This window comes from Candidatus Pantoea floridensis (assembly GCF_900215435.1).
GTDB classification, from domain to species: Bacteria; Pseudomonadota; Gammaproteobacteria; order Enterobacterales; family Enterobacteriaceae; genus Pantoea; species Pantoea floridensis.
The window spans coordinates 2,053,222-2,066,112 of sequence record NZ_OCMY01000001.1; the positions used below are offsets into that span (position 1 = coordinate 2,053,222).

A 12,891-nucleotide genomic window follows, 5' to 3' on the forward strand; every position below is an offset into this window, starting at 1 on the left:
TCCTTACAACCGGTGCTGGCTGGCGTAACTCTCGCGCACGCGGGAGGATGCGACAGGGGGAAATTATGCTGAATATTCTGGATGACGATTTAACACCGCGACCTGCTTACCGGCTGACGATTGATGGCGAAGTGTCCGCGAATCTTGATGCGCGTCTGATGTCGCTGACGCACACCGATAACCGAGGGTTTGAAGCTGATCGCGTTGAACTGACCATTGATGATTCTGACGGTCTGGTATCGATGCCGGCGCGAGGTGCAAAGGTCTCAGTAGCATTTGGCTGGCAGGGTCAGGCGCTGGTCAGCAAAGGGGAGTTTGTCGTTGATGAAGTGTCGCATCAAGGGCCGCCTGACCGGCTGATCGTCACTGCACGCAGCGCAGATTTTCGCGATGATTTTAACGTTAAGCGTGAGTACAGCTGGCACAACGTGAGTGTGGGTGATGTGGTCTCCGCCATCGCCGGGCGTTATGGGCTGAAGCCGGCTGTGAGCGTGACGCTCAAGGATATTGCTATTGACCACGCTGACCAGACCAGTGAGTCAGATATCAGTTTTCTCACGCGTATGGCGCAAATGCTGGGTGCGGTTGCCACTGTAAAAAACGGCGCATTGTTATTTATCGTGCCGGGTAAGGGAGTATCCGCCAGCGGGCGCGTGCTGCCGGCCATTACCATTAACCGCGCCAGCGGTGACAGTCATTCATTCCGGGTGGCAGACAGGGATGCTTATACCGGCGTGCAGGCTTACTGGCTTGATCTCAATTTCGGGCAGAAAAAGCCCACTACGGTTAAGCGCCGGCGTAAAAAGAAAAAGGTGCAGACCGCGCCCGCTTCCAGCAAGAAAGAGGGTGACTATGTCGAGGGTGCTGAAGGTAACGTGTTCGTGATGCGCCAGACGTATAAAACCGAACGGGCTGCCCGGCGCGCAGCTGCGGCAAAATGGAATGAGCTTCAGAGAGGTGCGGCGGAATTTAATATCACCCTGGCACGCGGGCGCGCGGATCTGTTTCCCGAGCTGCACGCCAACGTGTCAGGTTTTAAACCTACGATTGATGCCGCTGACTGGGTGATAAAACGGGTGAATAACACTATCGATGAAAACGGCTTTATAACCGGGCTAGAACTGGAAGTGCGGATTACCGACTGGGATGCTGAGCAGTCTGATGAAAATTCTGAATAGATTATAAATCGGACATCTCCTAAACTATGCGGCGAGTTTAATCAGAAGTGGTGAGGTCTTATGTTCACCTGCCCAAAGTGTAACGCCGCCGCAAGAACCCGTACCAGCCTGATGCTCAGCAGAGAAACACGTCGCAGCTATCACCAGTGCACGAACATGCTGTGCGGGCAGTCATTCACTACTCTGGAGAGCGTAGAAAATTACCTCAACAATGTAACCCCTTCCGCCAAGGCACACATTATTCCCGCAGGTGCTTTTCCGCGTTCTAACTACGGTGAAAACCAGTTGAGTTTGACTCTTTGAAGTAAACCCAGCCCCTTAAGAGGGGCGTTTTTTTTTGAGTAAAGGTTTGGCGCATGCCTGCCGATAATCGGATGACTTAAAACAAATTAATTATGGAGTGATTATGTCTGGAATGGTTTTTTGCCGTGGTTGCGGTAAGGAAATTCACGAGTCTGCAAAGGCTTGCCCACACTGCGGTGCAACTCAATCAACTCAAACACAGGGAAATAAGAGCCGTATTGCAGCAGCGCTGCTGGCATTTTTCCTTGGAGGGTTTGGAGTTCATAAATTTTATTTAGGTCGAGTTGGTCAGGGGCTGCTTTATCTCATTTTCTGCTGGACGTTTATTCCAGCAATTATTGCCTTTGTCGAATTCATTCTATACCTGTGCTCTTCTGACGAAGACTTCGCCAGAAAGTATGGTTAATTAGCTAAAGCATACCCCGCCAGATAAGCGGGGTTTTTTATGACGTGGTCAATAGGTGGACACTGCGAGAAATAAATCCTTTTATTTCATGTGAATATAATAATTAAATGGACACCATCCCTGTCTTCCCCCGCATGATGCGGGGGTTTTTTTTGCCTGTTATTTTCTCCTCACGCTCTTAACTTAATATTGATTTTTCACAGCATATTCCTTCCAGTGATAAACTTTAGCCATCTTGAGACCATCAGGCTGCATTTTGGGTGTGGGCCATCTGGCGAGGCAAAGCATGGATTCTTCCTATGCAAAATTAGTTAACCGGGCCGCTGTGGCGGCAACTACGCTGGCAACGTTGCTGCTGATTGTTAAAATTTTTGCCTGGTGGCATACCGGTTCGGTCAGTATGTTGGCGGCATTGGTGGATTCTTTGGTGGATATTGCGGCATCCCTGACTAACTTGCTGGTAGTGCGCTATTCGCTCCAGCCGGCCGATGACGATCATACTTTTGGTCACGGTAAAGCAGAGTCGCTGGCTGCACTGGCGCAGAGCATGTTTATTTCTGGCTCAGCGCTATTTCTTTTCCTGACGGGCATTCAGCATTTGGCATCACCAGCGACCTTAAACGCGCCGCTGGTAGGTATTGTGGTGACGGTGGTGGCACTGTTTTCAACCCTGGTTCTGGTGACCTTTCAACGGTGGGTGGTGCGGCGCACGCGGAGTCAGGCGATTCGTGCTGACATGCTGCACTATCAATCGGATGTCGTAATGAACGGCGCAATCCTGGTGGCTCTCGGCTTAAGCAGCTATGGTTTTGTGCGGGCGGATGCTTTGTTTGCGCTCGGCATCGGCATTTACATTCTCTATAACGCGTTGCGGATGGGGTATGATGCGGTACAGGCGCTATTAGATCGTGCCTTGCCAGAGCATGAAACGCTGGAGATTATTCACGTAGTGACCGGCTGGCCTGGGGTTCGTGGTGCCCATGCTCTACGCACGCGGCAATCTGGCCCCACGCGTTTTATTCAATTGCATCTGGAGATGGAAGATCAGCTACCTCTGGTGCAAGCGCATCAGGTAGCCGATGAAATTGAGCAAGCATTACTGAAGAAGTTTCCCGGCTCGGATGTGATTATCCATCAAGATCCCTGTTCTGTTGTGCCAGGAAACCAACACGGATTTTTTCAAGGTTAGCGTTTTAAAATCATGCGATTACACAAAAAAAGTGACGTAGCGCTAACAACTCTGTAAAAAATTAGCGAAAAGTTGTCTGACCTGAATCAATTCAGCTTCAGGCCTTTGATATACTATTCTGCAACTATTAAGTCATGCGATCGCGAGCTGGTCTACGCCGGGCACATGACAGGAATAATCCTTAGTTTTGAACAATCCAGAGGTTGTCATGATCAAAAAAATCGGAGTACTGACCAGCGGCGGTGACGCCCCAGGCATGAACGCAGCCATTCGCGGAGTTGTACGTTCCGCGCTGAGTGAAGGACTGGAAGTTTTTGGTGTTTACGACGGCTATCTGGGCTTGTATGAAGATCGCATGATCAATCTCGACCGCTACAGCGTGTCTGACATGATCAACCGCGGCGGCACCTTCCTTGGCTCCGCACGTTTCCCAGAATTCCGTAATGACGAAGTACGTCAGACCGCGATCGATAACATGAAAAAGCGCGGCATTGATGCGCTGGTGGTTATCGGCGGTGATGGTTCCTACATGGGGGCTAAGCGCCTGACCGAAATGGGTTTCCCATGCATCGGCTTACCGGGCACCATTGATAATGATGTAGCGGGCACTGATTACACCATCGGCTACTTCACTGCGCTGGAAACCGTGGTGGAAGCGATTGACCGTCTGCGTGATACCTCTTCTTCCCACCAGCGTATCTCTATCGTGGAAGTGATGGGTCGTTATTGCGGCGATTTGACGCTGGCGGCGGCCATCGCGGGTGGCTGTGAGTTCATTGTTCTGCCGGAAATTCCGTATACCCGTGAAGAGCTGGTTGCCGAAATCAAGGCTGGCATTGCCAAAGGTAAAAAGCACGCCATCGTCGCGATCACCGAGCACATCTGTGACATCGACGATCTTGCGCACTTCATCGAAGCAGAAACCAAACGCGAAACCCGCGCTACTGTGCTTGGCCACATCCAGCGTGGCGGTGCGCCTTGCGCGTATGACCGCATCCTCGCGTCCCGCATGGGTTCATACTCTATTGAACTGCTGTTGCAGGGTTACGGCGGTCGTTGCGTGGGTATTCAGAACGAAAAGATGGTGCATCACGATATCATCGACGCAATTGAAAACATGAAGCGTCCATTCAAACGCGACTGGCTGGATACCGCGAAAAAACTCTACTGATTCTTCAGCATTAAGGCGCGACGTAAATCGCGCCTTTTTTATGCCTGCTCATATACCGTCCGGTTATAACAGCTTATTTTTAATTCTTTAATCCGTGGATAACTTTGTGTCAGTCTTGTTCTATAACGACCTCGGGAGAGCAAGCAATGAATAAGTGGAGTATTGGTGTCACCTTGTTACTGGCCTCAACCAGTGTTCTGGCAAAGGATATTCAGCTGTTAAACGTCTCATACGATCCTACCCGTGAGCTGTACGAACAGTACAACAAAGCGTTTAGCGCACATTACAAGCAGGAAACCGGCGACAACGTGGTTATTCGCCAGTCGCACGGTGGTTCAGGTAAACAAGCGACTTCCGTGATCAATGGCATTCGTGCTGATGTGGTTACGCTGGCGCTGCAATCCGATGTGGATGCTATTGCTGACCGTGGTCGTATTAATAAAGATTGGATCAAACGCCTGCCGGATAACTCCGCCCCTTACACCTCAACCATCGTGTTCCTGGTCCGCAAAGGCAACCCGAAGGGCATTCATGATTGGCCAGATCTGATCAAACCGGGCGTTTCCGTTATCACACCAAACCCGAAAACCTCGGGTGGGGCACGCTGGAACTATCTGGCTGCATGGGGTTGGGCGCTGGATCAGAACCATGGCGATCAGGCCAAAGCGCAGGCTTACGTGAAGTCGCTGTTTAAGAACGTTGAAGTACAGGATTCTGGCGCACGTGGTGCGACCAATACCTTCGTTGAGCGCGGTATCGGCGACGTGCTGATTGCGTGGGAGAACGAAGCGTATCTGGCGGTCAATAAACTGGGCAAAGACAAGTTTGAAATCGTCACGCCAAGCGAATCGATCCTGGCTGAACCGACGGTTTCCGTGGTGGATAAAGTGGTAGATGAGCAAGGCACGCGTAAAGTGGCTGAAGACTATCTCAAGTATCTCTATTCACCAGAAGGCCAGACCATTGCCGCCGAGAATTTCTACCGTCCACGTGATGCAGCCGTGGCGAAGAAGTTTGCTGATAAATTCGCGCCGGTGAAACTGTTCACGATCGACAGCAAGTTTGGTGGCTGGACGCAAGCCCAGAAAACCCATTTCGCCGATGGCGGCAGTTACGACCAGGTGATGAAGCCTTAACAAATCCAAAAACGGCCAGCGATAATGCTGGCCGTTTTTTTATGTCTGAAGACAGGCGCTGAGGATTAGTCCGTGACTTTCATCATCTGCCAGGCGAGGATGCTGGCAGATGATGAACAGAGGAATCGGGCTATGCAGGGCAGTCATCGTACCCTGAAGTTGCTTACCGCATTATTGGTGCTGTTGATTGTTGGACTGATCGGCGGTGCCCTTCACCTACAGAAAAACAGCGATGCCTTATGGCAGATCATTAGCGAGAAATGCGTGCCGAATATGGCAGCCAGCGGCAAACCTGCGCCTTGCCAACAGGTGAATACCGCCCAGGGTTACGTCACGCTGAAAGATCTCAATGGTCCATTGCAGTATCTGCTGATGCCGATAGAAAAAATCACCGGCATGGAAAGCCCCATCATTCTCAATCCCGCAACGCCGAATCTGTTTGCCGATGCCTGGCAACAGCGTGTTTTGCTCGCGCAGAAGCGCGGCGCACCCATTGCTGACAGCGCGCTGTCGCTGGCGATCAATGCGCAATATGGGCGCACGCAGAATCAGCTGCATATTCATATTTCCTGCCTGCGACCGGATGTCCGTCAGCAGCTGGATACACTGGCCCCAAGACTTAATGCGCAGTGGCAGAACGAAACGCTGCTGAAACATCGCTATTGGGTGCGAACGCTTTCTACGGCGGAGTTGGCGCAGCAAAGTGCTTTTATTCGTCTGGCGGATGAAGTGCCTAACGCACGTAGGGAAATGGGCAAATATGGCATGGCGCTGGCACAACTGCCGGATGGGCGCTTAGCGCTGCTGGCACTGGAACGTAACTGGTTGAAGTTGAACCGCGGTTCAGCGGAAGAGTTGCAGGATCATCAATGCAGGATCTTGTAGGGGCGGCATTGATGGCGACCCATAAAAAAGGCGGCTAATCAGCCGCCTTTTCTGCATCAACAACGAAAGATTATGCGTTTTTCGCTGCTGCTGCGGCTTTCACGATCACGGCGAAAGCATCCGCTTTCAGGGATGCACCGCCAACCAGCGCGCCATCGATATCGGGCTGGGTGAACAGCTCAGCGGCATTTTTGTCGTTCACTGAGCCGCCGTACTGAATGATCACTTGCTGTGCGATAGCGGCATCTTTCTTCGCGATGTGGTCACGAATGAATTTGTGCACGGCCTGAGCCTGCGCTGGGGTAGCGGATTTACCGGTACCGATGGCCCAAACTGGCTCGTAAGCGATGACTGCGCCTTCGAACGCTGCTGCGCCCTGCGTTTCCAGCACGGCATCGATCTGACGTGCGCACACTTCTTCAGTTTTGCCTGCTTCGTTTTCTGCGTCGGTTTCACCGATGCACAGAACCGGCACCAGGCCAGCTTCTTTCACCACGGCAAATTTCTTCGCGATGAACTCGTCGCTTTCTTTATGGTAGGTGCGGCGCTCAGAGTGGCCGATGATGATGTATTTCGCGCCGACGTCTTTCAGCATGTCTGCAGACGTTTCGCCAGTGAATGCGCCAGACAGATTCACGTCGACGTTCTGAGCACCCAGAGCGATGTGGCTACCGGAAATGGCGTGTTTCGCCAGGTCCAGATAGATAGCCGGCGGGGCAATCGCTACGCCACAACCATCAACACCAGACAGCTCTTTGCGCAGGCCTTCAATCAGCTCTTTAGTGATCTGCTTGCTACCGTTCAGTTTCCAGTTACCCATAACCAGTGGATGTCGCATTCTTTCCTCCGCATAACGCGATTCATGAAATAGCGCTGCCATCGGGCAGCGATGTCTGCGAGACAGTATAGAGATCAAATGGGTTGCTGGCTTTGCTTTTCGTCATTTTTGCCGGTGTGATCAGGGGGTCGCGAGCGCCAGTTTTATCGGCTCAACGGCAAAGGTTAAACCCTTGTCGCCGTTGTCCGCGACCACGAAACGCAGTGCGCCTTCGGTGCGGGAAAAATAACGTGCACCTTTACCCGCACTCAGCAGAGAATCGAGCTTTTTGCGCCCATCCTCGGCCGACAAGCCAGGGATGAAGAAGCGCAGTAGGGCGGTCATATAATCCATGGCGCGCGCCTGCGCGGCTTTCATATCGGGGCCAGGAACGGGCAGCCAGGTGATTTGCAAGGTTTTGATCTTGCCGGTGCCTTGTTCCAAAGCCGTAGACGCGTACAGCGTTTCGCTGATTTTGCTGGCAGCACGCGTCAGATTGCTTTTATCGCCGCGATTATCAATGGCGCGATATTCCTGCAGCGGTTCATTGGGATTGGCGGCATTGTACTTTTCACGAAACTGCGCAACGGTCATATCGAACGTCGGCGCACCCGCCAGCAGATAGGGCGCAGCAGGCAGATGATCGCTACGATCCAATGCAGGTGCATCCTCCGCCCAGGCGGGAAATGTCAGTGCGAGGCCAAGCAGCAGCGCGACTGGCAGGTTGTTCATTGCTTCGGCCCTAAATCATTCACTTAGCCCACGATTAGAACGGTTTTTACCGGGGAAAGTCAAAACCCACATTGGGAAAAATCTGACATTCTTCGCCTCGCACGTATCACCAGTAATGCTCGCTGGTCATATGGCCGGGTTTGCGTTTGAAATGCTTACGCATCTCACGGGTATCTTTCAGCAACTGTTGGGTATCGCGCACCATTTGCGGATTTCCGCACAGCATCACATGGCTGGTTTCTGCGGTGAGCGGCAGGCCGACCGCACGCTCCAGTTCGCCGCTCTCAATCAGTTGCGGTACACGACCGTGCAGCGAACCGGCGATCTCTTCGCGGCTCACCACCGTTTGGATATGCAGTTTTCCCTGATAACGCTGCAGCAGCTGCTGCATTAAGGGCAGAAAGCTCAGGTCATCGGCGAAGCGCGCGGCGTGTACCAGCACAATGTTCTCAAAGCGTTCCAGATCTTCGCCCTGTTGCAGAATCGATAAATAGGGACCGATCGCCGTGCCGGTCGCCAGCATCCACAGCGTTTGGCAGTCAGGAATTTCGTCGAGCACAAAGAACCCGGCGGCTTCTTTGGTAATCATCACCTGTTCGCCGGGCTGCAATGCCTGCAAACGTGGACTCAGTTTGCCTTCCGGCACGGTGACCAGATAAAACTCCAGCAGCGGATCCTGCGGTGCGTTGACGTAAGAGTAGGCGCGCTGCACACGCTCGCCGTCAATTTCCAGTGCCAGCTTGGCAAACTGACCTGCGGTAAAGGTATCAATGGGCGCTTCGACGCGCAGACTGAACAGTGCATCGGTCCAGTTTTTTACTTCTTTCACTTCAGCATTGATCCACTCTGCCATGTTGGCTCCTTAGTGTTGATTACCCGTCATACCTCAAGCTGCAGCCGCGTTGGCTACGTGTGCTCACCCCAGTCACTTACTCATGTAAGCTCCCGGGAATTCACACACTTGCCGCCTTCCTGCAACTCGAATTATTTAGGCTATATGATCGCTATTGATCTCACGGATTACCACCCTCGCGTCCAGCAAAGGGCTCTTAGCGACAAACGCAGCGCACAGATCAGCAACTGTAGCGGGCAGTTTACAATCTGGATAACCAGCTTGACGGCTTAAGACTTACAGCTTTGACGCTGCCTCTCGATTTGTCACTGAATCCTGATATTTTTGCCGCCATCAATCCGAAGCGGCCTGTTTTGTGCTGCTTAATCTTTGTTTCTCAGGCAGACATTTTGTTCCATGTTGATAAGTAAAACGCAAAATCGCTTTCTATTATTCATGCTGATCGTGCTGGTGGCGGTGGGGCAGATGGCGCAAACCATCTATGTTCCGGCGATGGCCAATATGGCTGAGACGCTCAATGTGCACAGCGGCGCCATTCAGCAGGTGATGGCCGCCTATCTGATGACCTACGGCGGATCGCAGCTGATCTATGGTCCACTTTCGGACAGCGTTGGCCGACGTCCGGTGATCCTTATCGGCATGACGATCTTTGCTAGCGGTGCGTTGATCGCCATGTTCGCGCCCTCGCTGGATATTCTGGTGCTGGGCAGCGCAGTGCAAGGTTTAGGTACCGGCGTGGCAGGCGTGATGGCGCGTACCATGCCGCGTGACCTTTACTCTGGCATCGCACTGCGCCAGGCGAACAGCTTACTCAATATGGGCATTCTGGTTAGCCCGCTGCTGGCACCGGTGATTGGCGCGCTGCTGACGCATCTGTTTGGCTGGCACGCCTGTTTCGCCTTCCTGCTGCTGCTGTGCCTCGGCGTTACCGCGTCGATGGCGCGCTGGCTGCCGGAAACCCGTCCAGTGGATACGCCTGCGACGCCGTTCCTGAAGCGTTATGCCACGTTGCTCAGCGACGGCAATTTCGTGCGTTATCTGCTGCTGCTGATTGGCGCGCTGGCGGGCATCGCGGTATTCGAAGCCAGCTGCGGCGTGCTGATGGGCGGCGTATTGGGGCTGGATGGTTTGACCGTCAGCGTCCTGTTTATCCTGCCGATTCCGGCGGCATTCTTTGGGGCGTGGTTTGCCGGACGCGAGCAGAAATCCTGGCACACGCTGATGTGGTACGGCGTGAACAGCTGCCTGCTGGCGGGTTTATTGATGTGGGTTCCCGCCTGGTTTGGCGTGATGAATATCTGGACGCTGCTGGTGCCGGCTGCGCTGTTCTTCTTTGGCGCGGGCATGCTGTTCCCATTGGCAACGTCGGGGGCGATGGAGCCGTACGCGTGGCTGGCGGGCAGTGCCGGTGCATTGATTGGTGGCTTGCAGAACCTCGGTTCTGGCGTGGTTGCGTGGCTGTCAGCTCTGCTGCCGCAGCACGATCAATCCAGTCTCGGCATGCTGATGTTTGTGACATCGCTGGTGATGCTGCTGTGCTGGTGGCCGCTCTCGCGTCATCCGGAGAGCGGCAAGCAGGCGATTACAGGATAAATTGATGCAGCGCCGCGTCTTTGCGGTCCAGATAGTGGATTGACTGGATGCGGCGAATGGTGCGCGATTTGCCGCGTACCAGCAGGGTTTCGCTGGTGGCGATGTTGCCGTTACGCGTGATGCCTTTCAGCAAATCGCCGGTGGTGATGCCGGTGGCGGCGAAGAGCACGTTATCGTTACGCGCCATCTGATCCAGCTTCAGCACCTGATCCGCTTCAATGCCCATTTCGGCGCAGCGTTGTAGTTCATTTTCACCCAGGCGGCGATTCTCTTCGCTGTCGCCTTTTACCACATGCCGCGCCAGCAGGCGCGCCTGCATATCGCCATCCATTGCACGAATGACCGCCGCTGATACCACGCCTTCTGGCGCGCCGCCGATGCCGTACATCACATCCACTTCGCTATCCGGCATACAGGTGAGGATCGAGGCTGCAACATCCCCATCCGGGAAGGTGAACACGCGCACGCCGAGCTGCTGCAGCTGAGCAATCACCGCATCGTGGCGCGGTTTAGCCAGAATCGAAACGGTTAATTGGCTAAGTGGTTTGCCGAGCGCCAGCGCGATATTTTTCAGATTGATATCGAGCGGCAGATGGAGGTCGATGGCGCCGCGTGCGCCTGGTCCGACAATCAGCTTCTCCATGTACATATCAGGTGCGTGCAGGAAGCTGCCTTTATCGCCCACCGCCAGCACCGCCAGCGCGTTGGCCTGGCCCATTGCCGTCATGCGCGTGCCTTCAATGGGATCAACGGCGATATCCACCGCGTCGCCGTGACCGGTACCGACTTTCTCACCGATATACAGCATCGGCGCTTCGTCGATTTCGCCCTCGCCAATCACAATCTGGCCGTCGATATCAATAGTGTTGAGCATAATGCGCATGGCATGAACGGCTGCGCCGTCGGCCGCATTTTTATCGCCGCGTCCTAACCAGTGATAGCCCGCCAGAGCGGCGGCTTCGGTCACGCGGGAAAATTCAATCGCGAGTTCTCGTTTCATGGTTGCACCTGACAAAAAACAGGCGGGCAGTTTACCACAGCGGGGAAGAGTGACGGGGGAAAAACCCGCGGCAGGGCGCCGCGGGTCAGCAGGATTTTACTCTTCGTCTTCCCATGCTTTCGCACGGGCAACGGCTTTCTTCCAACCGGCGTAACGCACGTTACGTTCGGTGGTTTCGATGCTTGGACGGAACTCGCGTTCAATCACCGCTTTAGCACGCACTTCTTCCAGATCGCCCCAGAAGCCGACCGCCAGGCCAGCAAGATAAGCCGCACCCAGCGCAGTCACTTCACGCACTTCCGGACGCTCAACGCGCGTGCCGAGAATGTCTGACTGGAACTGCATCAGGAAGTTGTTGGCAACCGCACCGCCATCCACGCGCAACGATTGCAGGCGGGTGCCGGCATCGTTTTGCATTGCTTCCAGCACGTCACGCGTCTGGTAAGCAATCGATTCCAGCGTGGCGCGAATGATGTGGTTGGCGTTGGCACCGCGCGTCAGACCGAAGATTGCACCGCGTGCATACGGGTCCCAATAAGGCGCACCCAAACCGGTGAAGGCGGGCACCATGTAAACACCGTTGGTGTCCTTCACTTTCAGCGCAAAGTATTCAGAGTCCGTCGAATCGCTGATCAGCTTCATTTCATCACGCAGCCACTGAATTGACGCACCACCAATAAACACCGCACCTTCCAGCGCATAGTTCACTTCACCACGCGGACCGCAGGCGATGGTGGTCAGCAGACCGTGTGTTGACGTTACCGCTTCAGTACCGGTGTTCATCAACATGAAGCAACCGGTGCCGTAGGTATTTTTCGCCATACCCGGTTGTACACACAGCTGGCCATACAGCGCCGCCTGCTGGTCACCGGCGATACCGGCGATAGGAATACGCGTACCGCCCTTACCACCAATGTTGGTCTGGCCGTACACTTCTGAAGAACCTTTCACTTCTGGCAGCATTTCACGCGGGATATCGAGGATCTCCAGCATGCGCTCATCCCACTCCAGCTTGTGGATGTTGTACATCATGGTACGCGAGGCGTTGGTGTGATCGGTAACGTGCACGCGCCCTTGCGTCATTTTCCAGATAAGCCAGGTATCAACGGTGCCAAACAGTAGCTCGCCGCGTTTAGCACGCTCACGTGCGCCTTCAACGTTATCGAGAATCCACTTCACTTTGGTGCCAGAGAAGTAAGGGTTGATCACCAAACCGGTGGTGTGCTGGATGTACTCTTCCAGGCCCTCTTTCTTCAGCTTGTTACAGTAATCGGCGGTGCGTGGATCCTGCCAAACGATGGCGTTGTAGACAGGTTTGCCGCTCTCTTTATCCCACACGATGGCGGTTTCACGCTGGTTGGTGATACCGATTGCCGCGATCTGGTCAGAGTTAATGTCCGCATGGGCCAGCACTTCCACCAGCGTTGAACTTTGTGACGCCCAGATATCCATTGGATCATGTTCAACCCAACCCGCCTTCGGGTAGATCTGAGTAAATTCGCGCTGGGAAACCGCAACGATGTTGGCATCATGATCGAGCACCACGGCGCGTGAGCTGGTTGTGCCCTGATCGAGTGCAACGATATATTTTTTATCAGTAGTCATTATGCTTTCCTGATGATGTATCA

General features: G+C 53.9%; 13 protein-coding genes. 8 read left to right on the plus strand and 5 right to left on the minus strand.

The window, feature by feature from the left end; genetic code table 11:
- Positions 1-65: 65 nt before the first annotated feature.
- The 7 genes from CRO19_RS09630 (at position 66) to CRO19_RS09660 (ending at position 6,268) form a co-directional block, all read left to right on the plus strand.
- Entirely contained in the window at positions 66-1,178 is a 1,113-nt protein-coding gene (locus CRO19_RS09630; RefSeq protein ID WP_097095637.1) for a phage late control D family protein, read from the plus strand.
- Positions 1,179-1,289: 111 nt separating this feature from the next.
- Positions 1,290-1,481 carry an ogr/Delta-like zinc finger family protein gene (locus CRO19_RS09635; RefSeq protein ID WP_370659814.1) on the plus strand — a complete coding sequence of 64 codons (192 nt, stop codon included), beginning with the start codon at positions 1,290-1,292 and terminating at the stop codon, positions 1,479-1,481.
- Positions 1,482-1,584: 103 nt separating this feature from the next.
- Positions 1,585-1,887 carry a TM2 domain-containing protein gene (locus tag CRO19_RS09640; RefSeq protein ID WP_097095639.1) on the plus strand — a complete coding sequence of 101 codons (303 nt, stop codon included), beginning with the start codon at positions 1,585-1,587 and terminating at the stop codon, positions 1,885-1,887.
- Between the two features lie 286 nt (positions 1,888-2,173).
- The gene (gene fieF / locus CRO19_RS09645) at positions 2,174-3,076 is read left to right on the plus strand and encodes a CDF family cation-efflux transporter FieF (RefSeq protein ID WP_097095640.1); all 903 of its coding nucleotides are present in this window, start codon (positions 2,174-2,176) and stop codon (positions 3,074-3,076) included.
- A gap of 208 nt (positions 3,077-3,284) precedes the next feature.
- Entirely contained in the window at positions 3,285-4,247 is a 963-nt protein-coding gene (gene pfkA / locus CRO19_RS09650) for a 6-phosphofructokinase (RefSeq protein ID WP_097095641.1), read from the plus strand.
- Positions 4,248-4,393: 146 nt separating this feature from the next.
- Complete coding sequence (locus CRO19_RS09655; RefSeq protein ID WP_097095642.1) at positions 4,394-5,383, plus strand: sulfate ABC transporter substrate-binding protein; 990 nt, start codon at positions 4,394-4,396, stop codon at positions 5,381-5,383.
- Between the two features lie 132 nt (positions 5,384-5,515).
- Positions 5,516-6,268: a CDP-diacylglycerol diphosphatase gene (locus CRO19_RS09660; RefSeq protein WP_097095643.1), complete on the plus strand. Its 753-nt coding sequence runs from the start codon at positions 5,516-5,518 to the stop codon at positions 6,266-6,268.
- Positions 6,269-6,338: 70 nt separating this feature from the next.
- Here CRO19_RS09660 and tpiA read toward each other — a convergent pair whose 3' ends face one another.
- From tpiA to fpr, 3 genes are all read right to left on the minus strand, one after another.
- Entirely contained in the window at positions 6,339-7,106 is a 768-nt protein-coding gene (tpiA, locus tag CRO19_RS09665; RefSeq protein ID WP_008109693.1) for a triose-phosphate isomerase, read from the minus strand.
- 120 nt (positions 7,107-7,226) lie between these two features.
- The gene (locus tag CRO19_RS09670) at positions 7,227-7,817 is read right to left on the minus strand and encodes a YiiQ family protein (RefSeq protein WP_097095644.1); all 591 of its coding nucleotides are present in this window, start codon (positions 7,815-7,817) and stop codon (positions 7,227-7,229) included.
- Between the two features lie 106 nt (positions 7,818-7,923).
- Positions 7,924-8,670 (minus strand): ferredoxin--NADP(+) reductase, encoded by a 747-nt coding sequence (fpr, locus tag CRO19_RS09675; RefSeq protein WP_097095645.1) that lies wholly within the window; start codon positions 8,668-8,670, stop codon positions 7,924-7,926.
- Between the two features lie 396 nt (positions 8,671-9,066).
- Here fpr and emrD point away from each other — a divergent pair, with 396 nt between their 5' ends.
- Positions 9,067-10,263 (plus strand): multidrug efflux MFS transporter EmrD, encoded by a 1,197-nt coding sequence (emrD, locus tag CRO19_RS09680; protein ID WP_097095646.1) that lies wholly within the window; start codon positions 9,067-9,069, stop codon positions 10,261-10,263.
- On the opposite strand, the gene glpX is transcribed toward emrD, so the two are convergent.
- On the minus strand, positions 10,253-11,263 hold the full coding sequence (glpX, locus tag CRO19_RS09685; protein WP_097095647.1) for a class II fructose-bisphosphatase: 1,011 nt from the start codon (positions 11,261-11,263) through the stop codon (positions 10,253-10,255). The two genes, emrD and glpX, sit on opposite strands and share 11 nt — an antisense overlap.
- Positions 11,264-11,359: 96 nt before the next feature.
- A complete protein-coding gene (gene glpK / locus CRO19_RS09690) occupies positions 11,360-12,871 on the minus strand; it encodes a glycerol kinase GlpK (RefSeq protein WP_097097626.1) in 1,512 nt (503 codons plus the stop codon).
- Between the last annotated feature and the right edge of the window lie 20 nt (positions 12,872-12,891).